20 protein-coding genes and 2 pseudogenes are annotated in these 23,865 nt (G+C 65.5%); 8 read left to right on the forward strand and 14 right to left on the reverse strand.

Translation table 11 applies throughout. The annotated features are described in order from the left end of the window. Positions 1-11: 11 nt before the first annotated feature. From mmpH to ACPGXI_RS02795, 4 genes are all read right to left on the reverse strand, one after another. Positions 12-1,076: an MMP endo-(1,4)-3-O-methyl-alpha-D-mannosidase gene (gene mmpH, locus ACPGXI_RS02780; RefSeq protein ID WP_526649564.1), complete on the reverse strand. Its 1,065-nt coding sequence runs from the start codon at positions 1,074-1,076 to the stop codon at positions 12-14. Beyond that, positions 1,069-1,794 (reverse strand): class I SAM-dependent methyltransferase, encoded by a 726-nt coding sequence (locus tag ACPGXI_RS02785; protein WP_526649566.1) that lies wholly within the window; start codon positions 1,792-1,794, stop codon positions 1,069-1,071. Before ACPGXI_RS02785 ends, mmpH begins: the two co-directional genes overlap by 8 nt. Further along, positions 1,788-3,023 carry an MMP alpha-(1->4)-mannosyltransferase gene (manT, locus tag ACPGXI_RS02790; RefSeq protein WP_526649568.1) on the reverse strand — a complete coding sequence of 412 codons (1,236 nt, stop codon included), beginning with the start codon at positions 3,021-3,023 and terminating at the stop codon, positions 1,788-1,790. The genes ACPGXI_RS02785 and manT overlap by 7 nt, the downstream gene beginning before the upstream one ends. 220 nt (positions 3,024-3,243) lie before the next feature. After that, positions 3,244-3,507: a hypothetical protein gene (locus ACPGXI_RS02795; RefSeq protein ID WP_526649570.1), complete on the reverse strand. Its 264-nt coding sequence runs from the start codon at positions 3,505-3,507 to the stop codon at positions 3,244-3,246. Between the two features lie 109 nt (positions 3,508-3,616). On the opposite strand from ACPGXI_RS02795, the gene ACPGXI_RS02800 reads away from it, so the two are divergent. Next, positions 3,617-4,837 (forward strand): nitroreductase family protein, encoded by a 1,221-nt coding sequence (locus tag ACPGXI_RS02800; protein ID WP_526649572.1) that lies wholly within the window; start codon positions 3,617-3,619, stop codon positions 4,835-4,837. Here ACPGXI_RS02800 and ACPGXI_RS02805 read toward each other — a convergent pair. After that, on the reverse strand, positions 4,759-5,322 hold the full coding sequence (locus tag ACPGXI_RS02805; RefSeq protein ID WP_526649574.1) for a hypothetical protein: 564 nt from the start codon (positions 5,320-5,322) through the stop codon (positions 4,759-4,761). The two genes, ACPGXI_RS02800 and ACPGXI_RS02805, sit on opposite strands and share 79 nt — an antisense overlap. After that, positions 5,319-6,929 carry an AMP-binding protein gene (locus tag ACPGXI_RS02810; protein WP_526649576.1) on the reverse strand — a complete coding sequence of 537 codons (1,611 nt, stop codon included), beginning with the start codon at positions 6,927-6,929 and terminating at the stop codon, positions 5,319-5,321. The genes ACPGXI_RS02805 and ACPGXI_RS02810 overlap by 4 nt, the downstream gene beginning before the upstream one ends. Positions 6,930-7,056: 127 nt before the next feature. Between ACPGXI_RS02810 and ACPGXI_RS02815 the strand changes: the two genes are divergently transcribed. The 3 genes from ACPGXI_RS02815 (at position 7,057) to glgX (ending at position 11,443) form a co-directional block, all read left to right on the forward strand. Beyond that, positions 7,057-7,620: an isochorismatase family protein gene (locus ACPGXI_RS02815; protein WP_526649578.1), complete on the forward strand. Its 564-nt coding sequence runs from the start codon at positions 7,057-7,059 to the stop codon at positions 7,618-7,620. A 148-nt stretch (positions 7,621-7,768) separates the two neighbouring features. Continuing rightward, positions 7,769-9,073, forward strand: a complete 1,305-nt coding sequence (locus ACPGXI_RS02820) for a diguanylate cyclase domain-containing protein (protein WP_526649580.1) — start codon at positions 7,769-7,771, stop codon at positions 9,071-9,073. Between the two features lie 240 nt (positions 9,074-9,313). After that, positions 9,314-11,443: a glycogen debranching protein GlgX gene (gene glgX, locus ACPGXI_RS02825; RefSeq protein ID WP_526649614.1), complete on the forward strand. Its 2,130-nt coding sequence runs from the start codon at positions 9,314-9,316 to the stop codon at positions 11,441-11,443. Positions 11,444-11,473: 30 nt separating this feature from the next. Here the strand turns inward: glgX and ACPGXI_RS02830 are convergent, their stop codons facing one another. Beyond that, on the reverse strand, positions 11,474-12,829 hold the full coding sequence (locus ACPGXI_RS02830; RefSeq protein ID WP_526649582.1) for a maltokinase N-terminal cap-like domain-containing protein: 1,356 nt from the start codon (positions 12,827-12,829) through the stop codon (positions 11,474-11,476). Then, positions 12,826-14,640: a maltose alpha-D-glucosyltransferase gene (gene treS, locus ACPGXI_RS02835; protein WP_526649584.1), complete on the reverse strand. Its 1,815-nt coding sequence runs from the start codon at positions 14,638-14,640 to the stop codon at positions 12,826-12,828. Before treS ends, ACPGXI_RS02830 begins: the two co-directional genes overlap by 4 nt. 79 nt (positions 14,641-14,719) lie before the next feature. Between treS and ACPGXI_RS02840 the strand changes: the two genes are divergently transcribed. Further along, positions 14,720-15,532, forward strand: coding sequence for a HugZ family pyridoxamine 5'-phosphate oxidase (locus tag ACPGXI_RS02840; protein ID WP_526649586.1), 813 nt, complete (start codon positions 14,720-14,722; stop codon positions 15,530-15,532). 33 nt (positions 15,533-15,565) lie between these two features. Further along, a pseudogene (gene pyrE, locus ACPGXI_RS02845) lies at positions 15,566-16,143 on the forward strand (orotate phosphoribosyltransferase). An 8-nt stretch (positions 16,144-16,151) separates the two neighbouring features. Here pyrE and ACPGXI_RS02850 read toward each other — a convergent pair. From ACPGXI_RS02850 to ACPGXI_RS02875, 6 genes are all read right to left on the reverse strand, one after another. After that, on the reverse strand, positions 16,152-17,312 hold the full coding sequence (locus tag ACPGXI_RS02850) for an extracellular solute-binding protein (RefSeq protein WP_526649616.1): 1,161 nt from the start codon (positions 17,310-17,312) through the stop codon (positions 16,152-16,154). Between the two features lie 44 nt (positions 17,313-17,356). Then, the gene (locus ACPGXI_RS02855) at positions 17,357-18,322 is read right to left on the reverse strand and encodes a DMT family transporter (RefSeq protein WP_526649588.1); all 966 of its coding nucleotides are present in this window, start codon (positions 18,320-18,322) and stop codon (positions 17,357-17,359) included. A 145-nt stretch (positions 18,323-18,467) separates the two neighbouring features. Beyond that, a complete protein-coding gene (locus ACPGXI_RS02860; RefSeq protein WP_526649590.1) occupies positions 18,468-18,740 on the reverse strand; it encodes a hypothetical protein in 273 nt (90 codons plus the stop codon). A 95-nt stretch (positions 18,741-18,835) separates the two neighbouring features. Further along, positions 18,836-21,202, reverse strand: a complete 2,367-nt coding sequence (locus tag ACPGXI_RS02865; protein WP_526649591.1) for a glycosyl hydrolase family 65 domain-containing protein — start codon at positions 21,200-21,202, stop codon at positions 18,836-18,838. Next, on the reverse strand, positions 21,202-21,912 hold the full coding sequence (locus ACPGXI_RS02870) for a beta-phosphoglucomutase family hydrolase (RefSeq protein WP_526649593.1): 711 nt from the start codon (positions 21,910-21,912) through the stop codon (positions 21,202-21,204). Before ACPGXI_RS02870 ends, ACPGXI_RS02865 begins: the two co-directional genes overlap by 1 nt. Positions 21,913-21,967: 55 nt before the next feature. Then, the gene (locus ACPGXI_RS02875) at positions 21,968-22,837 is read right to left on the reverse strand and encodes a rhomboid family intramembrane serine protease (protein WP_526649595.1); all 870 of its coding nucleotides are present in this window, start codon (positions 22,835-22,837) and stop codon (positions 21,968-21,970) included. A 197-nt stretch (positions 22,838-23,034) separates the two neighbouring features. Between ACPGXI_RS02875 and ACPGXI_RS02880 the strand changes: the two genes are divergently transcribed. Beyond that, on the forward strand, positions 23,035-23,487 hold the full coding sequence (locus tag ACPGXI_RS02880; protein ID WP_526649596.1) for an Rv1352/Rv1906c domain-containing protein: 453 nt from the start codon (positions 23,035-23,037) through the stop codon (positions 23,485-23,487). 11 nt (positions 23,488-23,498) lie between these two features. Continuing rightward, positions 23,499-23,865, forward strand: a pseudogene (locus tag ACPGXI_RS02885) (hydrolase); the annotation flags it as partial.

The raw sequence follows: 23,865 nt of genomic DNA on the forward strand, positions 1-23,865 counted from the left end.
CAATCGTCGAGCTAGCGTTCGCTCGTCACGCACTCGCAATCGTATTCGCCCTCAAGGCCTCTCGGTAGATCTCCACCGCGGAAGATGCCGCTGCCGGCGGTGGCCGATGACAGGGCGTCGGCGGCAAGAATAACCGCAGCGCCTGTCCAGGTAGTGCGCTCCACCGGCCAGCGCTTACCGTCGGCGTACACCAGTCCCGTCCAGTAGGACCCGTCGTCCTCGCGTAGGTGATGCATGGCCGCGAACTGTTCGTGTGCTCGCGCCAGATCACCGAGGGCCTCCAGCGCCATCACGAACTCGCATGTTTCGGCACCGGTGACCCATGGCCGGTCATCGACGCAGCGGATGCCCAGACCGGGTACGACGAAGTCATCCCAGCGCTCATCGATCCGTGCGCGCGCGCTCGGCCCACGTAGCGCCCCGCCGAGCACCGGGTAGTACCACTCCATCGACCACCGATCCTTGGCGACGAACGCCTCGGGATGATGGGCGATCGTATGGCCGAGCCGTCCAACCGCGACTTCCCATTCGGGCTGGGGGGCAGCGATATAGTCGGCCAGCGCCAATGCACAGCGAATGCTGTGGTGGATGCTTGCGCAACCGGTAAGCAGCGCCTCATCCGAAATACCGTAAGCGCTTCTGGCCCAGGCTATCTCGCCGGTGCCGAATTGAAGCTCGAGGACGAAGTTGATCGCCTTGGCCACTACCGGCCACATCGCTTCGGCGAATCGCCGGTCATCGGTGACGAGAACATAGTGCCAGACACCGGTCGCGATATAGGCGCAGAAATTGCTGTCGCTGTTGGGATCCTCGACGATTCCATCGCGCAGCTGAATCGGCCAGGTGCCGTCGGGACGTTGCGTCCTGCGCGACCATTCGAAGGCCGCGCGCGCCGGTTTCAGCAGACCCGCCGCGGTCAACGCCATCGCGTTCTCGACGTGGTCCCATGGGTCTGTGTGTCCACCCGCCGACCAGGGAATGGCTCCCGTCGGTTCCTGCGTCGCGGCGATCGACTCAGCGGTCTGCCGACATTCGTTCCGGGTGAACACACCGGGAATACTGGGGATCTCAGACATCGGCGACGCCAGGCTTGCGGAAGTAGAGCGCGACACTCTTTCCGATGAGCGGGTTGAGTGCCGACTCTACGGTCCGGGTGAGCCAGGGTTGGCTCATCATGTCCCACACCAGCAGTTTGTGGTATGCCGACACTGCCGGATGTCGTGATTTCTCGGTTCCAACAAGGCATTTAAGCCACCAGTACGGGGCGTGCAGGGCGTGCGCATGGTGGGTGTGGGTCAACCGAAGGCCATGTGCGAGAAACTTATCGCGCAGCGCGTCGGCCCGATAGATTCGGAGGTGCCCGCCCTCATTGGCATGGTACTCATCTGAGAGTGCCCAGCAGATCCACTCCGGAAGCCAGCGCGGCACCGTAATCGCCAGTGCGCCACCGGGTTTGAGGACGCGCACCAATTCTGATATTGCCCTGTCATCTGCGGGAACATGCTCGAGAATTTCCGAGGCGACGACACAGTCGAACGTGCCGTCGCCGTAGGGCAACTCGAGTGCATCGCCTTTGACCGTCTCGCCTTTAGCCGAAGCGGGCGCCTCACCTTGCTTCTGCATCGCCTGCAGGATTTCTTCGACGTCATTGAGATCAGATGCACTCTGGTCGAATCCGATCACGTCGGCGCCGCGCCTGAACGCTTCGAAGGTATGGCGGCCCGCACCGCAACCGACATCGATCATCTTGGTCCCCATACCGACTCCGAGCCGGTCGAAGTCCACGGTCAGCATGCAGCGACCCTTTCGCAGGCTCGCTCATAAACGGCGACGGTCTGCGCGGCAACAGATTCCCAGCTGAAGACTTCAAGCGCGCGGCGGCGTCCGTTGTCACCGAGCCTGCGCAGCTCCATCGGCGAGTCCAGCAGTTCGCCGAGCACCTTCGTCAGGTCGTCCACGTCGGCCGGCTCGACCAGCCTTGCGCATTCGCCGTCGGCTCCAACCACCTCGGGCAGCGCGCCGGCACGGCTGGCGACGATCGGCGTGCCGCTGGCCATCGCCTCCACGGCGGGCAGCGAAAATCCCTCGTAAAGCGAAGGGATACAAGCGACTTCAGCGGATGACAACAACCCTGCCAATTCAGAATCGCTCAGCCCGCTGGAGCTGTGCACGATGTCGGAGATACCCAGTTCGGCAATGAGTTTCTCGGTCGGCCCGTTCGGCTCCAGCTTGGCGACGAGCTGCAGTTCGAGGTCACGCTCGACGCGCAGCCGGGCTACGGCGTTCAGCAGGTGGCTGACGCCCTTGAGTGGGACGTCGGCGCTGGCGATCGCGATGATGCGGTTGCGGACCCGACCCTGCCCCGGCCGGAACAGCCGGGTATTCACCCCGAGCGGCACGACGTGGAGCTGGTCGCCGCTGACAGCGAAATCGTCTGCGATGTCGGTGGCCGACGTCGACGAGACGGTGATCAATTCTGGGATCCGGCGTGCGACCGCCTTCTGCATTTCGGCAAAGCCGTACCACCGGCGCACCAGCGGCTTCCGCCACCACTTCGCGGCGGCGATATCCAGCACCCGGTCCCGGGTGATCGGGTGGTGCACCGTGGCGACAACCGGAAGGCCCGACTTCGCGATCGTCAGCAACCCGGTGCCGAGGCACTGGTTGTCGTGCACCACGTCGAAATCACCGCGACGCCCGGCCAGCAGCCTGGCGACTCTCAAGCTGAAGGTCTTGGGTTCAGGAAAGCCGGCGGTCCAGGTGGTCAGCAGCTCGAGCAGGTCGATCTGAGTCTTGATCTCGTTGGGCATCGGAACGCGGAACGGATCCGGCTCTCGGTAGAGATCGAGGCTGGGTACCTCCGTCAGGCGCACTCGCGGGTCGAGCCCCTCAGGGTAGGGCTGGCCGGAGAAGACTTCGACATCGTGGCCGAGCTCCACGAGCCCGCGGCTCAGATGCCGAACATAGACCCCCTGACCGCCGCAGTGGGTCTTGCTCCGATAGGACAGCAAGGCGATACGCATGATCAGCTCACTTATCCTGCACGGCGACCGAGCGCTGCGCTGCAGGAACGCAAGGCACCCTGAGCTGCCCAAATAGTGTGACGCAAGAAATCCGGACCCTTCTGGACATGTGTCCAGACTATAGTTTGACGTGCTAGCTGTCGCAAAGCGTGTGCTAGCTCTGACTACCACAGTCGCGGTCGAACGTCCTGCTCACCTGTCTCGAAAACGGGCGCAGGGCTCAGGCACTGCCTCGGTGGCCGTCGAGGAACACGGCGACAATGAGCGCCGGGTCGAGCTCGAAGGCCGTCACCCTGGTTGCATTGCCGGCCCCTAGGCCCGCAGCGATCAGCGGGGCGATCAGGAACACCAATTTCTGCTGCGGATCGCCGAGGGCAATACTCCCCGCGCCACTCCCCGCGCCACTCCCCCGCGCCTGGTGTATCGCGATGATCTCCGCAGCTTTGTGCAGGTTGGGCAGCAGCACCAAGAATGCGCTGCCCAACTCTCGATGCCGGGGCAGCGGAAACTACCGTGAGTTTGAGGCTGGCAGTCCCAGGTGAACGGCCGGCGCGACACCGGTACAGACAACACCGGTCGAGAGGGGTGCCTAAGTGACCCGCACAGCAGCGGCCCAAGGCCCGAACAAGCACACCGGGCACAGGAAACTCGGTTCACTCGCCGCCGGCGTCCTGCGCCTCAAGGTTCGGCTCCAATTCACCGGGTGGCTCCAGTACGCGCCCAACGCTGCCGCAGCAGTGGCCTTTTTGGGGTTGGCAGTATTGGGTTGGGTGATCGGCCTCTGGCCGATCGCCCTCTTCTGGGTACCGGCGGGTATTGGCTGTGCACTCCTAGCCGTCCTGGCCTTCGACCTGACCACGGTGAAGTTGGGCCTGCGCCCCACCGAGGCCCTACCCCGTCCCCGGGATGATCTCGACGCCTTCGACCTGATGCGTATGCGACGCTCATGCCGATCGTTCCAGGCCCGGAACCTTATCGATGAGCATCGCGCCGACCTCATGCAGTCCGTCCGGCGGAACAGTCATGCTGAGGCACTGCTCGGCAACCGCGCCATCCGACTCGAATACGTTGCGGCGCCCTTGACGGTGTGGCCCGTCGTGGGTGCCCACGAGTTCCTCGTCGCGATAGCTCCGCGAGAGTACAACCGAATGGCGATTATCGACGTGGGCCGGAGCCTGCAACGGGTCGTCCTGGATGCGACGCGTCAGGGTCTGGCAACCTGTTGGATCGGGCCCGGCGCCGACCATGCAAGCATCGTTGGCCACCTTGGCGACCGGTTCGATCCCGAAGAGGACCACATCGTCTGCGTCTGCGCCGTCGGATACCGGTCGCGGTTCACGCCGACCTTCATCCGCCTCATACAGAAGATCCAGCATCGCCGCCTGCCACTGAGGGCGCTGTTCTTCGCGGATGCAGAGTTCCGGGAATCCCTGAGCGTCGATACCTCCCCGTTCGATGAGTTCGGGCGCTGCTATGAGGCCTGCCAGTGGTCTCCCTCGTCGTTCAACGCCCAGACGACCAGATGTGTCGGCGTGGTGGAACGCGTTGGGGGCCAGGATGTTGCGGCGCGCTTCGACTTCTACGCCGCAACTGCATCGCGCTTCTACGCCCCTGTCGCGCTGGGGATCTGGTGCGCCAACTGGGAGACCGGCTGCCGGGCTCTCGGCATCCCCGGCCACTTCGCGGCACTCGGGTCGACACAGGCCGGAATTCGACGGAGCCCGGAGCCGCCCCGTTACGACGTGAGCTGGGTGATCGACCCAGCCGCGCACGTCGCGCACCTCGGCACCACAAACGCGAAGGGTCGCGGGTAACCGAATCCGCTGAGCTGGGCGAGCCGAATGGCGTCGACACTGACCGTGCGCACCTCGCCCGACGACGGCTCATAGCAATGCAGCCCGTCGGCCGATGTGTCAACGATCAACACCCAATGCCGCGGGATCCACCGGCCGATCAACATCGGTACCGGCCAATTCGAGCCGACCGCATCAAGGACGTCTGCGAGCCCGTCCCGACGACCGCGCCGCACCCGCCACCGGTAGCGGACCCCGCGATCGCGCGAGCGGAGGGTGAGGGCGCGCGCCATGCCCATCGGCGTGGTCCCCAATGCGCGCGGCCACACCCGGTTCACCAATGCATGGACCCGCACCTGCTCCTGGGAGAACCATGACCGGCCGGCGTCGGTATCCGTCAATCCAGACCGGTACCGCGAATCCAGCAGCGCCCCCGCGACGACGGCCACGCTGGGTCCGCAGGTCCTACCGTCGCGCTGCCGAAGCCGCAACGCGGCGATTCTCACCCTGCACCGCCGAGCAGTTCCTCTCCCCGGGCGCGCAGTTCAACCTTGCGCACCTTGCCTGTCACGGTCATCGGGAACTCGTCGACGACCTGGACGTACCGCGGAATCTTCTGGTGGGAGATCTGCCCGGCGCAGAACGACCGAAGGCTCTCTGCCGTGGGTGACTGCGCGCCGTCGGCTACCCGGATCCACGCCATCAGTTCTTCGCCGTACATCGTGTCGGGCACTCCCACGACCTGCGCGTCGACGATGTCGGGGTGGGTGTAGAGGAACTCCTCGACTTCCCGCGGATAGATGTTCTCCCCGCCCCGGATCACCATGTCCTTGATGCGACCGGTCACGCTCAGGTAGCCGTCGTCGTCCATCACCGCGATGTCACCCGAATGTATCCAGCCGTCGGCGTCGACCGCCTCGGCGGTTCTCTCCGAGTCCTCCCAGTAGCCCGCCATCACGGCGTAGCCCCGGGTACACAACTCGCCGGGGCTGCCCCGGTTCACTTGTGCGCCTGCCTTATCGACGATCTGGATCTCCAGATGCGGGCCGACGCGACCGACGGTGCCCACCCGGCGGTGCAGCGGGTCGGTCGGCAACGTCTGGGTGGACACAGGCGAGGTCTCGGTCATGCCGTAACAGATCGCAACCCCGCTCATGTGCATGCGGTCGATGACGTTGCGCATCACCTGCTCCGGGCAGGGCGACCCCGACATGATTCCCGTCCGCAGGCTGGTCAGGTCGAATTCGTCGAAGTTCGGCAGGGACAGCTCGGCGATGAACATCGTGGGCACTCCGTACAACGATGTACACCGATGCGCAGCAACGGCTTTGAGAGTCTGTTCCGGATCGAAACCCGGCGCGGGAATCACCATTGCGGCACCACGCGACGTGCACGCGAGGTTGCCCAGCACCATCCCGAAACAGTGATAGAACGGCACCGGGATGCAGACCCTGTCCGCCTCGGTGTACCCGAGGCCCTCGCCGACGAAGTACCCGTTGTTGAGGATGTTCGCGTGCGTCAACGTCGCACCCTTGGGAAAGCCGGTGGTGCCCGAGGTGTACTGGATGTTGATCGGGTCAGACGAGCGCAGACCTACTTGCACGTCGTGAAGCAGTTCGGCATTCGCCTCCGTCCCAGCGATTACCGCCCAGTCCGGCGACCCGACGATGACGACTTCGCGCAGGTGCGGGCAACGGCCACGAACAGCGTCGAGCATCTCGGCGTAGTTCGATGTCTTGAACGATTCCGCTGACAGCACCAGCGAGATCGAGGACTGGTTGAGGACATACTCCAGCTCCTCGGTTCGGTAGGCCGGGTTGATCGTCACGAGGATGGCGCCGATCTGCGCTGTGGCGTACTGGATCATCGCCCACTCGGCGGTATTGGGTGACCAGATCCCGACCCGGTCGCCGGGTCGGATCCCCCGGTGCACCAACGCGGTGGCGATGCGACAGGTGGCTTCGAAGAACTCCGCGTACGTCCACCGCCGCCCGGTAGCGCATTCCAGGAGTGCGTCGCGGTCGCCGAACCTGTCGACCGTTCGGGCCAGGTTGTCGCCGATCGTCTCAACCAGCAGAGGTGGCTGATCGGCTCCGGACACGTAGGACAACATCCGCTGGTTCCCTCCACCGTGGATTGCTCGCCTTGGCTGGTATACCCAACACTAATAGCCGATTGACACCGACAGCGGCGGCGCTGGCACACCAGCGCGCAGGGACCGACGGCGGTACCGTGGGAAGATGACGCCCCCGCAGCGCGCGCTCATCATCGTCGACGTTCAGAACGACTTCTGCGAGGGTGGCTCGCTGGCAGTCGACGGCGGCGCGACAGTCGCCCGCAGTATCACCGAATTGCTATCCGGAGCAACGGATTACGCTCACATCGTGGCCACCAAAGATACCCATGTAGACCCCGGCGACCACTTCTCCGACCAGCCCGACTTCGCCGAATCCTGGCCAGCGCATTGCGTCGCATCGACGTCCGGCGCCGAATTTCACCCCGCGCTCGACACCAGCACCGTCGAGGCGGTATTCACGAAAGGACAGTTTTCGTCTGCCTACAGTGGCTTCGAGGGAGCCACCGAGGACGGGACGGCGCTGGCCGGATGGCTACGCGCGCATCGCGTCGAGGCCGTAGACGTGGTCGGCATCGCCACCGACTACTGCGTGAAGGAAACCGCTGCCGATGCGGCCGTCGCCGGGTTCAGCACCAGGGTTCTTCTGGACCTGACCGCCGGCGTGTCCCCGACGACGACCGTGGCGGCACTCGAGGAGTTGCGGTCTGCCGGGGTTTCAGTCGTCTGACGCCGCCCGCAAGTCGGTGTGCATCTTCAGAGGCCAGCTGCCAGTTGCGTGATCTTCGCCGGGCAGGCCCGCGATGCCCTTATGCTGCGATGCGAAAGTACGCTGCGATGCACAAGCCGGACGACAACCAATCAGGGGATGCGTGCGCGTGAGTCTCAGTAACTCTGACGTACTGCTCGACGCCGTCACCGATCGCGGGATCATCGAGCTCGATTCCACGGGCACGGTTATCCGTTGGAGCGCGGGAGCCCAAGCCCTGTTCGGCTACTCCGAGGGTGAGGTTCTGGGGCGGCCGGTATCGGTGTTGCACACCGATGACGACCGAGCCACCGGGAAAGCCGAGCGCGACCTGGCCACGACGATTGAGTCTGACCACGTTGCGTTCGACAGCTGGCGGGTGCGTAAAGACGGACATCAATTCCGCACCGGTGTGACCCTGCGCGCGATTCGCGATCAAGCGGGCTCAGTAACCGGTTTCGTTGAGGTGGTCAAAGATCTGACCGCCGACGAGCAGCGGGGGCATTCCATGTTCCACGACCTATTGGAAGCGGCCCCCGACGCCACGGTCATCGTCGGGCCGGATGGACGGATCACGCTGGCCAACGCCCAAACCGCCCGGATGTTCGGATACCCGCAGGAAGACTTGATCGGCAGTGCGGTCGAGATTCTGCTGCCGCCACGCCTGCGGGGCAAGCACGTCGGGTACCGCACGAATTTCCTCGCCGACCCGGTGTTGCGGCCGATGGGCGACGGCCCGAATTTGTGGGGGATGCGCCGCGACGGCACCGAGTTTCCCGTCGACATCAGTCTGAGCCCGCTGCGCATCAGTCTGAGCCCGCTGCGCATCGAACAAACCTTGCACGTGTGGGCGGCGATTCGTGACGTCACTGAGCGCCATGAGTGTCAAGAACAGTTGCGCCGGCAGAAGGACGCGTTGATCGAAACGCAGCGCAAACTGGAGCGATTGGCCCTCGTGGACACTCTCACCGGGCTGCTGAACCACGCCGAAACCATGGCGCGCCTCGAAGCGGCGCTGACCAACCCGCGAGCGCCCGGCGCGCACCTGGGCGTGTTGTTCTGCGACGCCGACCGCTTCAAGGCCATCAACGACGACTGGGGACACACGGTCGGTGACGTTGTGCTGTCCACCATGGCCGAGCGCATCCGCGGCTGCCTACGAGATGGCGACACGGTGGGGCGGGTCGGAGGGGACGAGATGCTGGTGCTGCTGCCCGGTCTGCACAGCCTCGACGAGGCCATCCAGATCGCGGACAAGGTCCGCTGCCGGGTTGCCGAGCCGACCCACAGCCGCGGCCGAACAATCCACGCAACGGTGAGCATCGGTGCCACGCTCGCCCTTCCCGGTGAATCAGTAGATGCGATGACCGCCCGCGCCGATGCGGCGATGTACAGGGCGAAACGAGCCGGGCGCAACACCGTCCACGCGATCTGATCGGCATCGGACTCCGGTTCAGGCTCGACCTTCAGGTCCGCGGCGCTGCACGTCCGCCGCCGCAGTTGCTATTGATACACCCGCGGGCACCGTATCGTCTTCTTGTTCGGTTCCCGTTAACCCGGAGTGTGCACTTTGGCTTCCGCCACCAGTTCTGCCAGCAGTTCTGAGGACACCGCGTCGCCCGCGGTGCTCCCCGCCACGCAGGCGGTCTCGCCGAGCCACTCGGATGCAGCGCCGATGGAGATGTGGCCCGGTAAGGCCTACCCGCTGGGGTCGACCTACGACGGCTCGGGCAGCAACTTCGCCGTGTTCAGCGAGGTGGCCGAGTCGGTTGAACTATGCCTGTTCACTCCCGATGGCGCCGGCGGGCTCGCTGAGACACGGTTGCCCCTGCCAGAGGTGGACGGCTTCGTCTGGCACGGCTTCGTGCCCGCGGTCGAGCCGGGGCAACGGTACGGATACCGGGTGCACGGACCCTACGACCCGGCTTCGGGCCAACGCTGCAACCCCAACAAGCTGCTACTCGATCCGTATGCGAAGGCCATCGACGGCACGTTCCGCTGGGACCAGTCACTGTTCGGCTACAACTTCGGCGACCCGGACAGCCGCAACGACGAAGACTCGGCCGCCAGCATGCCCAAATCGGTGGTCATCAATCCCTTCTTCGACTGGGGTACCGATCGACCGCCACAACACGAGTACGCGGACTCGATCATCTACGAGGCTCACGTCAAGGGCCTGACCGAGACGCACCCCGACATCCCCGAGCGCAGCCGCGGCACGTACGCCGCGATAGCCCATCCCGCGATCATCGAGCACCTCAAAGCCCTCGGGATCACCGCTATCGAACTGATGCCGGTACATCACTTCGCCAACGACTCGACCCTGATCGCCAAAGGGCTCTCCAACTACTGGGGTTACAACACCATCGGATTCTTCGCCCCGGACTCCAAGTACTGCGCCAGCACCACGCCCGGTGGTCAGGTCCAGGAGTTCAAGGCCATGGTGCGGGCGCTGCACGAGGCCGGCATCGAGGTGATCCTCGACGTGGTCTACAACCACACTGCAGAGGGGAATCACCTCGGCCCGACGCTGTCCATGCGTGGCATCGACAACGCCGCGTACTACCGGCTCGTCGACGACGACAAGCGCTATTACATGGACTACACGGGCACCGGAAACAGCCTCAACGCCGGCCACCCCCACGCACTTCAGCTGATCATGGACTCGCTGCGGTACTGGGTGACCGAGATGCACGTCGACGGTTTCCGCTTCGACCTGGCCTCGACGCTGGCCCGGGAGTTCTACGACGTCGACAGGCTGTCCACCTTCTTCGAACTCGTCCAGCAGGACCCGACGGTGAGCCAGGTGAAGCTCATCGCGGAGCCGTGGGATGTCGGGCCCGGCGGATACCAGGTGGGCAACTTCCCACCGCAGTGGACCGAGTGGAACGGCAAGTACCGCGACACGGTCCGCGACTTCTGGCGCGGCGAGGACGAAACCCTCGGCGAGTTCGCGTCCCGACTCACCGGATCGGCCGATCTCTACGAACACACCGCGCGCAGACCCGTCGCCTCGATCAACTTCGTCACCGCCCACGACGGCTTCACCCTGCGGGACCTGGTCTCCTACAACGAGAAGCACAACGAAGCCAACGGCGAGAACAACAATGACGGCGAGAACAACAACAAGTCCTGGAACTGCGGTGTCGAAGGTCCAACCGACGACCCCGCGATTCTCGAACTGCGGGCCCAGCAGCAGCGGAACTTCATCACCACCAACCTGCTGTCCCAGGGCGTACCCATGATCTGCCACGGCGATGAGCTCGGACGGACCCAGGGCGGCAACAACAACGGCTACTGCCAGGACAACGAGACCACCTGGATCGATTGGGCCAATGCCGACACCGGACTCATCGAGTTCACCACGTCGGTGGCGGAGTTGCGCTCTGCGCACCCGGTATTCCGTCGGCGCCGGTTCTTCGACGGGCTGCCGGTGCGGCGTCGCGGCTCGGTGCACATCCCGGACATCTCGTGGTTCACCCCCGACGGCTCGGAGATGAGCGACGAGGACTGGGACTCGGGCTTCGGCAAGTCGGTTTCGGTCTATCTCAACGGTCAGGGCATCCCGGATCTGGATCCGCGTGGCCAACGCGTGACCGACGACTCGTTCGTGATGTGTTTCAACGCGCATCACGAGCCCATCTGCTTCACCTTGCCGCCAAGGGACTTCGGCAAAGCCTGGCAACCGGTGATCTATTCGGTGGAAGGAGCGGTCATGGAGGGGTCCAGGCCGGTGGCGGCGGGCGCCAAGCTCACGGTAGAAGCCCGCGCCGTGATCGTGCTCCAAGCCGCCCACCAGGAATGACGCGGGCTGAGCGGTTACCGACTGCCGCTGTCAGCTCAGGATGCGTTCGATCGATCTCACCGGAATCGGCAACCACGCCGGCCGGAATCGGGCCTCGTAAGCAGCCTCGTACACGGCCTTGTCCAGTTCGTAAGCCGCGAGCACCTCAGCGGAGTCGCGCGGATCCGTTCCGGCCACGGTGGCGTAGCCGTCGCAGAACGCCGCACTGTTGCGCGTGACCCACTCCCGAGCGCGAGCCGCGACCTGTCTGTCGTGATTGTGGTCCACCGCCAAGCCCACCAACCGCTGGTAGGCCGCGTATTCGAAGGAACGCAGCAGGCCGGCGACATCGCGCAACGGCGAGTCCGGCCGCCGGCGATCCGCTGGGCTCTGGCCGGGTTCGCCCTCGAAATCGATCAATAACCAACCCTCCGGTGTGCGCAACACCTGACCGAGGTGCAGGTCGCCGTGCACGCGCTGAACGGTGATCGACTCGCCGGCCAACTTGCGGTATCGCTCCTCGATCAGCGGGATGCGATCCCGCAACTCCGGCACCACGCGCGCCGCCGATTCCAACCGCTCCAGCACGGTGCCCACCGGGAAATCCGCGGAGGAGGTGCCCAGTTGCCCGGCAAGCGTTGCGTGCACCGAGGCAACAGCCTCACCCAGCCGGAAGGACTCCGCCGCGAAATCACCGCCCACCTCGTCGGCGTACAGGTCGCCCTCGGCGAACAGGTCACGGGTGCTGGCTGTGGCCATGTCCCAACCTTCGGCGCTGTTGGCCGCGAACGCGGTCACCATGCCGAGCGCACAGGGTTGCGACCCCGCTGCGTCCCAGTACGTTTCGTAAGACCCGAGCAACCGGGCGACGTGTGGATTGCCCGCCCGAGCCAGTACCCGGTTCAGTTCGATGTCGGGGTTCATCCCGGGGGTCACGCGCCGGAATACCTTGAGGACGGCCTGTTCCTCGAAGATGATGCTGGTGTTGCTCTGCTCGGCGCCCGATACCCGTGGTGCGGCATCCAGCGGGAGCGTCACGTCGGGTTCCTTGCCGAATCTCAGATCCGCAACCGTGGCCGACGCGTCGATCAGCGAGAGCAGATGCCGCGTCGCGTCGGGATCGTAGAGTGCGTCGTAGGCGATGTGCTCGCCGTCTGCATCCGACACGGTTCCGATGGTGGCCACATCGCTGTACACGTCGATAGGCGCGCTGCCCCACCTCAGCAGCACCTGGTAGCGCTCGGCGGAGCCGTCGGTGTAGTTGACGTCGAGGAGCACGAGGTCGAGATCGTCCCGCAACGCGGTGATCGCGGCGGGTTCGGCCGAGGCCTGTTCGCGACCGCGGCCGGCATACCAGCGCTGCTGCTTGATCCAGTCGCCGAACCGGAGTTTCCTCGGCGAAGTCATGACAGATCTCCCGCCTCGGGGTTGCCCGGTCTGAGCAGGAACCAGTAGAACCCGTGGCCTGGCAGCGTCAACAGATAGGGCAGCTGACCGATGGCGGGGAATTCGACGTAACCGGTCATCTCGACGAGCGTGTAGCCGCTCCAGTGCTGAAGATTCAGCTCGATGGGCTGCGGGAACCGCGACAGATTGTTGACGCAGAGCACAGTGTCGTGGTGGTCCTGCTCCTCCCCCGCCCCTTCCAGCTCGCGCACGTAGGCCAGCACCGAAGGATTCGATCCGCCCAGCTCCCTAAAAGTGCCGAGGGCGAACGCGTCGTGGCGGCGGCGCACCGCGAGCATGGTACGAGTCCAGTTCAGCAGCGACGTCGAGGTGTCGCGCTGCGCTTCGACATTCACCGACTGATAGCCGTAGATCGCGTCCTGGTTCGGTGGTAGGTACAGCCGACCCGGAGTGGCGGTGGAGAAGCCGGCATTGCGGTCCGGGGTCCACTGCATCGGCGTACGTACGCTGTCGCGGTCGCCCAGCCAGATGATGTCGCCCATCCCGATCTCGTCGCCGTAGTAGAGGATCGGCGATCCCGGCAGCGAGAGCAGAAGCGCAGTGAACAACTCCATCTGGTTGCGGTCATTCTCCAACAGAGGTGCCAGGCGCCGGCGGATACCGACGTTCGCCTTCATCCGCGGGTCCTTGGCGTATTCGGAGTACATGTAGTCGCGCTCGTCGTCGGTGACCATCTCCAACGTGAGCTCGTCGTGGTTACGCAGGAAAATGCCCCATTGCGCCATGTCCGGGATGGGCGGGGTGTTGGCCAGGATCTCCGAGATGGGGAACCGCGACTCGCGGCGGACCGCCATGAAGATGCGCGGCATCAGCGGGAAATGGAACGCCATGTGGCACTCGTCGCCGCCGGTGTCGGGGTTTCCGAAGTACTCGACGACGTCGGCGGGCCACTGGTTGGCCTCCGCCAACAGCACCCGGCCCGGAAACTCGTCGTCGACCACCTTGCGGCAGTGCTTGAGGAAGGCGTGCGTCTCGGGCAGGTTCTCGCAGTTGGTACCGTCCCGCTCGAACAGGTAGGGCACGGCGTCAAGGCGGAAACCGTCGATGCCGAGGTCCAACCAGAACCTCAGCACATCGATCATCGCCTCCCGTACGGCAGGATTGTCGTAATTCAGGTCGGGCTGGTGGGAGAAGAACCGGTGCCAGAAGAATTGGTTTCGTACCGCGTCATATGACCAGTTGGATTCTTCTGTGTCGACGAAGATGACCCGTGCGTCGGGGTACCTGTCACTGGTATCGCTCCACACGTAGTAGTCGCCGTACGGACCCTCGGGGTCGCGCCGGGACTCCTGGAACCAGGCGTGAGAGTCCGACGTGTGGTTCATGACGAGGTCGGTGATCACCCGAATGCCCCGCCGGTGCGCCGCGTCGAGCAACTCGACGAAGTCCTCGACGGTGCCGAACTCCGGCAGCACCTTGTAGAAGTCGCGGATGTCGTAGCCGCCGTCACGCAAGGGCGAGTCGTAGAACGGCGGAAGCCAAAGACAGTCCACCCCAAGCCACTTCAGATAGTCGAGGCGATCAGTCAGGCCGCGCAGGTCGCCGGCGCCGTCTGAGTTCGAATCAAAGAACGCGCGGACCAGCACCTCATAGAAGACCGCGCTCTTGAACCAGGTGCGGTCCTCGGGCAGCGCGCGGGCACGGCGGAAATCCTCGGCGTTCGGATGCTCGACCGAGCGACCCTCTGGGCCGACCTCGACGTGGGTACCCTCCGCGGGGCCGGCGTGGCGGGTGCGAATGAAGTCGTCCATACAGTCCTCAAACCTACCCAGCAGGGCCCCAAACCTACCCAGCAGGGCGAGCAACGAACCACCCGACTATCGTGCCGACGTGACGTCCGGCAACTCGACCCGTGATCATGGCGACCCGGGAGACGCACCGACCGTGCCTCCGCCGCTGACCGAACCGGTCAACGCGGTGCGCCCGACAGCGGCCGAGGAAGCACGCACCATCGCCGCGTCGACGAACACCGGCACGCTGGCAACCCTGACCGCAGAAGGCGATCCGTGGGCGTCATTCGTCACCTACGGTCTCCTCGGCGGTTGTCCGGTGCTGTGCGTGTCGAACCTCGCCGAGCACGGCCGTAACCTGGCGGGCGACCGCCGCGCCAGCATCGCGATCGTCGCCCCGGGCACCCAGACCGATCCGCTGGCCAGTGGTCGCATCACCCTGGCCGGGCACGTCGAGGAGCCCGACGGTGATGAACGCCGGGCTGCCCGCGAGGCGCACCTGTCAGCAGTGGCCGCGGCGAAGTACTACGTCGACTACAGCGATTTCTCGCTGTGGGTGTTGCGGGTTACCCGGGTGCGATGGGTAGGCGGCTACGGACGGATGGATTCGACCACCGGCCGGGAGTACGCCGAGGCACAACCCGACCCGGTGACACCGTTGTCGGCGGATGCAGTGGCACACCTGAACGACGACCACGCCGAATCGCTGGCGGCGATGGCGCGCACCCTCGGCGGCTACCCCGACACCACCGCGGCTGTGTGCACGGGGGCCGACCGCTACGGTCTCGACCTACGGCTGACCACCGACCGGGGCCTGGCATACACGCGTATCGGCTACCCCGATCCGATCGACTCGATAGGTGAATTACGTTCGGCAGCAGTGGCTTTAACACAGCGCGCCCGCCAGGGATGAGGTCGTTGCCGCCGGTGCAATACGATCACGGGTATGCCTGAGCAGCCTTCCTCTCACGAACGTCCCCAGACCTGGCAAGCGGCGTTCGACCTGATCCGCACCCGCGGCTACGAACATCGCGACGAGCCGTTCCGGCTGGCCAGCGGCCAGCTCAGCCAGGACTACATCGACGGCAAGTACGCGGTCGACACCGGACGATCGTCAGCCGCGCGGTCGCCGACCTCGCCGCGGCCAACGGCGTCGAGTTCGACGCGGTGGGAGGTCTCACCATGGGTGCCGACCCGCTCGCCCATGGAGTGGCGATGGTCACCGGCAAGGCATGGTTCTCGGTGCGTAAAGAACAGAAGCAGCGCGGGCGCGAACAGTGGATCGAAGGCACCCGACTGCACCCCGGCACCAGGGTGCTGTTGGTCGACGATGTGATCAGCACCGGTGGATCCACCGAGATCGCCCTCGAGCGAGTCACCGCGGTCGGTGCCGTGGCCGCCGGGGTCATCCCGATGGTGGACCGCGGCGACGGCGCCGCCAAGCGGTTCGCCAAGCACGGCGTGCCGTTCTACGCGTTGGTCAGCTACCGCGATCTGGGTATAGAGCCGGTCCGGGACGTCTGACCGCCAAGTCAGCGCACTGCTGCGGCCCAGTTGTCCGCCAGGTACTGCGAGGCCACCTCGGCCTGCTGAGGCGTCGGCACCGTCACCGGTCCGTGAACGATCGGCATCGATGCGACGACCGCCTGGTCGAGCGTCCCGTCGAGGATCATGTTGTCGGCCCGCACCGGCCGCACCCCACCCAAGCCCAACAGGTTCTGCCCCTCGTCGCTGTAGAGGAACTCCTGCCACAGTCGGGCCGCCGCGGGGTGCGGGGCGTCTTTGTTGATCGCCTGGTAGTAGTAGCCGGCCACCGTCTTGCCCGGCGGCACGACGACCCGCCAGGTGGACGATTTCTTGCTCTGAGCGGCATTGGTGTAGTTCCAGTCGATCACCACCGGCGTCTGTCCGGATTCGATGGTGGCCGGTGTCGGGTCGGTCGGCAATAAGTTGCCCGCCTGCTTCAGCTTCCGGAAGAACTCGACGCCGGGTGCGATATCGTCCACCGAACCGCCCTGTGAAAGGGCGACCATCAGAACACCGGAGAACGCCGCCCCGGACTCGGTCGGGTTGCCGTTGAGCGCTACCTTGCCCTGGTATTCGGGCTTGAGTAGATCGTCCACGTCGGTGACCGGCGGCACTGTGGCCGAGTCGAACCCGATCGACATGTAGCCGCCATAGTCGTTGACCCAGATGCCGTCTGGGTCCTTGAACGCGACCGGGATGTCGTCGAACGTCGCGACCTTGTAGGGCGCGAACATCGACGTGTTCGCCAACGCAACGGACTGACCGAGATCGAACACATCAGGCGCGGTTGGCCGGCCCCTCTGCGCGATGGCGGCGGCAATCTCATCCTCGCTGGACGCGTCGGGTTGTGCCGAGTTGACGCTGATGCCGTACCTGTCCGAAAAAGCCTGGATGACCGCGCCGTAATTGGCCCAATCCGGCGGCAACGCAATTACATTGAGCTCACCCTCGGCCCGCGCCGCCTCGATCAGCCCCGCCATGCCGCCGAAGTCCTCGGCAGAGGTGGCCTCGGCCGCCTTGACTCCCGACGACTGATCCACACCCGAGTCGTCCGTCGCCGGGGGTGCGCACGCCACCGCGCCGGAGACCACCAACGCGGAGGCGGTGTAGGCAACCACTCTGGAGACCGCGTGACGCACGCGGGCAGTAGTCCGCGCAGTGTTCATGACGGGGTTCATGACGGGGTTCATGACGGGGTTCATGACGGGGTTCATGACGAACCTTTCGATGAGCGCTCCGCGACGGTGCTTTCTCGCCGCTCCGCGACGGTGCTTTCTCGCCGCTCCGCGACGGTAGCCTCGAGTTGCTCCTCGTAGGCCCCTTCATCCCTGCCCAGCGCGATGGTGGCGGCCGCCATCGCCAGGGTGGAGATCGCTATCGCGACTGCTTCCCAGCGCCCGACATCGAAGTGCTCGCCGAGCACGACCGCGCCGATCAGCACCGCGACCACAGGTTCGAGCACCAGCATCGTGGGCACCGACGTCTGCAGAGATCCGGCGTGGAAGGCGGACTGCTGCAGCAGCATCGCCACCACCCCCAACGCCGCCAGCAGGTACAACACCGGTGTGGACAGCACCGCACGCAGTCCGTCATGGGTCAACACGTGCATGACGAGCTTGGTGAGCACCGCGACGACGCCGAACAGCACGCCCACCGCAACGGCCAACAGCACCGCGCGGCGCCAGCCGACGATTCGCGTCGCGACCAGCACACAAGCCGACACAGCCGCTGTGCAGACCACTGCCACCACAACGGAGGCGGACAGCGACGCCTCGTAATCCCCCGGAGGGGCCTTGGCCAGAACCACGAACACCGCAAGCGCGGAGGTGAGCAACATGGCCCACGCCCATTCGCCCCGGGTCACCCGCCGATGCGCAAGCCGGGCGCTGAGCGGCAGAGCGAACAACAGTGCCGAAGTCAGGATGGGCTGCACCAGTAGCAGCGACCCGTTGGCCAGGGCAAGCGCCTGGCACACATAGCCGGCGATCGCCGCCGAAGTACCCGCCCACCACAGCGGTCGGCGGATCAGCGTCTGAATCATCACGGGGCTGACCCCGAGTTCGGCGGGCACATCCATCGTGGCCCGTTGGCGCACCACAATTCCGATGGCCAGGAACGCCGCGGCAAGCAGCGCCAGTAGCACGGTCACGCCCTGGCTGACGAGTGCGCCTCCCACAGTGCTGGGCTCCCTTCAGTCAGCTTGCGACCAACTAGTTGTGCGACAAACAATCTGGCAGCCGCCGGACTAGAACAGCACATTGCGCGGCGCAGCACCCGGTCTTCTGCCGTCGCCAGGTGCTGCCGGCCGAGGCTGACCGTGCCTAGCTCGCCTCGTCGACGAGCCGCAAAGTCGGCCGCGGCGCAGGTTCGGCAGGCCCGATCCTGTCGTTGACCGTGGCCACCGCCGAGTCGACCCGGTTCACGGCACGGTCACATATCCCGCGCACTCGGTCACCCGCAGCATCGACGTCGTCAGCCGCGCTGCGCAGATAACCGTGGAGATTGATCCGAAGCCGCTCACCGGCCACCCGCAGCCTGCGCCGCACCCGGTCATCGACCTCGACGGTGACGTAGGGCAAGATTCGAACCTTCATCTCCGCGCTCCCGTTCGTGGACATCTGGGCCCTACCCTATCGGTGCGGCGATCCAGCCCCACTGCACCGGCTTCGCGTCACTGCTATGACCGGCCTCAGTGGTAGGGCGGCGTCCGGTGCCGCCGGATGGGTTCCCGCCCCAACGGCTGCTGCGGGGGTGGCAGCAGGGGCTCCCGAGGTTTCACCGCCACCTCAGTCGGCTGCTGGGTGTTGAGTTCCAAGGGTTCGCCCGCGTGGCGGATGGTCAGAACTCCGTGCGGCCCGTCGCGAAGCGTGTAGACGACCGACGCGTGGGTGGCTTCGACCGTCACCCGAAAATCACGCCAGCGCAACCTGAATCGCAATCTCGTGATTGCCGACGGCAGGTGCGGATTCAACGCCAGCACGCCCTCGTCGTCGCGCAGGCCGCCGAATCCCGCGACGAGCGCGGTCCAACTACCGGCCAGGGATGCCAGGTGCAGGCCATCGCGGGTGTTGTTGTGCAAGTCCCGCAGGTCGATCAGCGCGGCCTCGTAGGTGTAGTCATGGGCAAGCTCCAGATGGCCGACTTCGGCGCACATGACCGCCTGGGTGCAGGCCGACAACGACGAATCGCGGGTGGTACGGCGCTCGTAGTAGTCGACGTTGCGGGCTTTCTGCTCGAAGGTGAACGCGTGACTTTGCCACTGCATCGCCAGTACCAAGTCGGCCTGCTTGATGACCTGCGCCGGGTAGAGGCGAACGTAGGGTTCATGCAGCAGCAGCGGATAATCCGTGGTTGCGGCGAAGTCCCACTCGCGCATTGTCGTGAAACCTTCGCACTGCGGATGAACACCCAACTCTTCGTCATACGGAATGTTCACGGCCTCGGCGGCGTCACGCCAGGAGGCGGTCTCCTCGGTGTCCACTCCCAACTCGGCGGCCGCATAGGGGTGGCGGGCGCAGGCGTCGGCCGCGATGCGCAGGTTCGCGGCGGCCATCAGATTGGTGAACACGTTGTCCCGGACGATCGCCGTGTATTCGTCCGGCCCGGTCACGCCATCGATTCGCCAGCCGCCGTGACGGTCATGGTGCCCGAGCGAAAGCCACATCCGTGCGGTCTCGATCAGCACCTCGAGCCCGCACTCCCGTTCCAGCGATTCGTCGCCGGTCACCACCCGGTACCGTTCGAAAGCGACCGCGATGTCAGCGTTGATGTGGAAGGCGGCAGTCCCCGCGGGCCAGTACCCCGAGCACTCCTCACCGTGGATGGTGCGCCACGGGAAACTCGCGCCCGCCAGCGCGAGTTCGGCGGCGCGGTCCCGGGCCAGGTCCAGTGTCGACGCGCGCCACCGAAGAGCATCAGCGGCCGACCCCGGCGCGGTGTAGGTGAGCACCGGAAGTACGAAACCCTCTATGTCCCAAAAGGAATGTCCGTCATAGCCGGTGCCTGTGAGCCCTTTGCCCGCGATGGCGCGGCGCTCGGCGCGTGCACCGGCCTGCATGACGTGAAACAGCCCGAACCGCACCGCCTGCTGGCAGTCGGGGTCCCCGTCGACCTCGACGTCGGCGGCGTCCCAGAAGTCATCGAGGTACTCGCGCTGTGTGTCGAGCAGCGTCTGCCAGCCGGTGTAGCGCGCGCTGGCGATGGCGGCAGCGGCCTGGTCCCGCAGCGCCGGGCGGGAACGCAGGCTGGACCAGCCGTAGGCCAGGTACTTGACGAGGCGCAACCGCTCGCCGGCCTTCAGCCCGCACACCACGGTTGTGCGCGCCCAGTCATCACCGGCATCGCCGCTGATCTCTACCCGGCCGGGCGCCTCCACCACGTGGTCCATCGCGGCGGCGATCATCAGTTGGGTTCCGCGCGTGCGGTGGATCAGCAGCGCCCCGCGTTCGCTGACCTCGTGCTGCACCGGTTCGAGCAGATTGCACAGCGCCGCAGCCACCCGTGGATCGCTCGACCGTGCCGGCTGGTCCTCGTTGGCCACCAGCTCGGATTGCAGCGTGACGCGCACGTCGTCGACCGCCTCGACCTCGTATTCGATGGCGGCGAGTCCCCGCTGCGCCAGCGAAACCAGCCGTGTCGAGTTCACTTTCACCTGCTTGCCGGCCGGTGACCTCCACTCCGCGACGCGGCTGAGTGTGCCCGCCCGCAAGTCGAGAATCCTTTCGTGCGAGAGCAAGTCGCCGTAACGAACGTCCAACGGCTCGTCCTCGACCAGCAGCCGGATCAGCTTGCCGTTGGTGACGTCAACGATGGACTGCCCGTCCTCGGGATAGCCGTACCCCGCTTCGGCGTGCGGCAGCGGTCGGACCTCATAGAATCCGTTGAGGTACGTACCGGGCAGACCGTAGGGCTCGCCCTCGTCAAGATTGCCCCGCAGCCCGATATGCCCGTTGGACAGCGCGAACAAGGACTCGGCTTGGGCCAGCATGTCGATCCGCAGCGCCGTCTCGCGGATCTGCCACGGTTCGATCGGGAAGGTTTCATCGTCGAACGCCATTACGCGAGCAACTCCCCGAGATCATTCACGACGATGTCGGCACCGTTGTCCCGCAATGCTTCTGCCTGCCCCGTGCGATCGACACCGACCACCAGACCGAAACCTCCGGCCCGGCCCGCAGCCACCCCGGACAGGGCGTCCTCGAAGACGGCCGCATCGGCCGGGTCCACATCGAGCAGCTGCGCGGCCCGCAGAAAAGAGTCCGGTGCGGGCTTTCCCGCGATGTTCTCGGTGCGCAGCGTGACGCCGTCCACCCGGCACTCCACGTAGGTATCCAGCCCGGTCACTTCGAGAATCTCGCGGGTATTGGCACTCGAAGACACGACCGCGCGGCGTAGACCCGCGTCGACGGCGGCCTGCAGATACCGCCGGGATTCCTCGAACACCGTCACCCCGTCGGTGCGCAGCTGCTCCAGGAAGAGGTGGTTCTTGCGGCCGCCCATGTCGCTGATCGCATCGTCATCGACGGCGATGTCGCGGCTGGCCAGAAATGAGCGGATTCCGTCGTCGCGCGGCTTGCCGTCGACGTAGGTCTCGTAATCGGAGCGTTCGTCGAAAGCCAGGAACCGCTCCCCCGAAGATGCAGCGCGAGTGTGCAGATACTCGTCGAACATCACCTTCCACGCCCGCCGGTGCACGCTGGCGGTGTCGGTGAGCACACCATCGAGATCGAACAGACAGGCACGTATCCGATCGGGCAGACCGAGCATCAACCACTCATACCCCGTCGAGCCCCGGATCGAAGCTGAACACGCGGGTAGTTACCTAGCCGAGGCCGAACATCGACCGCAACTCGATGGTGCGCCACCCGATCAGGACGACGAATGCCACGGCCACCGCGACCGTGGCGCCCGCCTGCACCAGATTCCGCCGCTCTCGCGGGGCGTAGGCATACGCGGCGGCCACTGCTGCCCCGGTGACCAGCCCGCCGATGTGACCCTGCCAGCTGATGCTCTGCGACGTGACGAGTGGGATGACAAAGGTGAATACAAGATTTAGCCCGATGATCGCGACGACGGCGCGAACATCCATGTTGAGCTTCTTGCCCACGACGAAGGTGGCGCCGAATAGACCGAACACCGCGCCGGAGGCGCCGGCGGTGGCCGCATTCAAGGTCAGGAGGTACACCAGAACCGAACCGCCGAGCGCACTGAGCAGATAGAGGGCGCTGAAGCGCAGCCGACCCAGCGCCATCTCCAGCGGCGGACCCACAAAGTAGAGCGCCAACATGTTGAACGCGATGTGTGCGAATCCGAAGTGCAGGAACGCTGAGGTCAGCAGTCGATACAGATCGCCATCGGCTACGGCGGGCGGCCACAGCACCATGGCGCGCAGAACGTCTGGGGATAGGTTCTGCAGGAAGAAAACCGCCACGTTGATGCCGATCAGCACGTAAGTGACGACGGGGACAGCTGACCGTTGCGGCTGACCGCCGAACGACGTGGTGACCGGACGTACGGTGCGGGCGGCCGCACCGACGCAATCCGCACACTGGTGGCCGACCGCGGCACCATGCATGCACTCGGGGCAGATGAACTGGTTGCATCGGGTGCAGCGGACGTAGGTCGGCCGGTCGGGGTGTCGGTAGCAGGTCGGGGTCTGCGGGAGGTTACTCGGCAGGCTCGGGTAGCTCATCTCCGCCTCACGTCCGCAGCGTCGTACACAGGTCCAACTTCACGGACCCCACGCTATCGCGCCCGCACATCGGTCGCCCGAACCCTCTTGGCCCAACCCCGGCCATAACCTCTTGGCTCAACCCCGGCCACCACCCTTTGGCCCAACCCCGGCCATCACGATCCGGCACTTGGATCCGGCACTTAGAATTATGTGTGATGAGCCCGACGATAAGAGCCGCGGTGGCCGCGGCGGTGCTTTCAGCGTGGTGGGTCGCGGCTCCGTCGGCCCTGGCCCAGCCCGCTTCCCCGACACCGCCGGCCCCCGCACCTGCAGAGACGCCGGCTGGACTCAACACCACCATCGATGCCGACGGTTCGTATGCCGTCGGCATCGACATCGCGCCGGGCTCCTACCAGTCCGGGGGCCCGGTGGACGGCGGCGCCTGCTACTGGAAGCGCACCGCGGGCGACGAACTGCTCGACAATGCGCTCACCAAGAAGCCGGCGTTCGTCCAGATCCTGCCGACCGACACCACCTTCACCACCAGTGACTGCCAGGTCTGGCAACTCACCGACGCGCCTCCGCCGCCACAACCCGGACCCGGCGACCTGCTCGGTGAGCTGACGGGCCTCATCGGCAGCGGCTTCTTCTCCGCGGGGCCGCCATGAGCCAGGGCAGGATCGTCGTCTCCGACGACGGAAGCAGAATCCGCATCCCCGCCGATCTGGACGAGGTCACCTCCATCGGCCGGGAAGACCACTCCGATATCGACCCGGCGGCAGTGGAACGGATCTGGCAGGCGGCCCGGCACTGGTATGCAGCCGGCATGCAGCCGGCGATTCAACTGTGCCTGCGCCGCGACGGCCGGGTGATCCTCGACCGGGCGATCGGCCACGGCTGGGGAAACGGGCCGGCGGACCCGCGCGGCGGCGAAGAAATCGGCAGCCAAGAAATCGGCAGCGAAAAGGTACTGGTCTCCACCGAGACTCCGTTCTGCGTGTACTCCGCCGCCAAAGCGATCACCACCACGGTCGCGCACATGCTTG

This window comes from Mycobacterium sp. (assembly GCF_049608025.1).
Taxonomy (GTDB): Bacteria; Actinomycetota; Actinomycetes; order Mycobacteriales; family Mycobacteriaceae; genus Mycobacterium.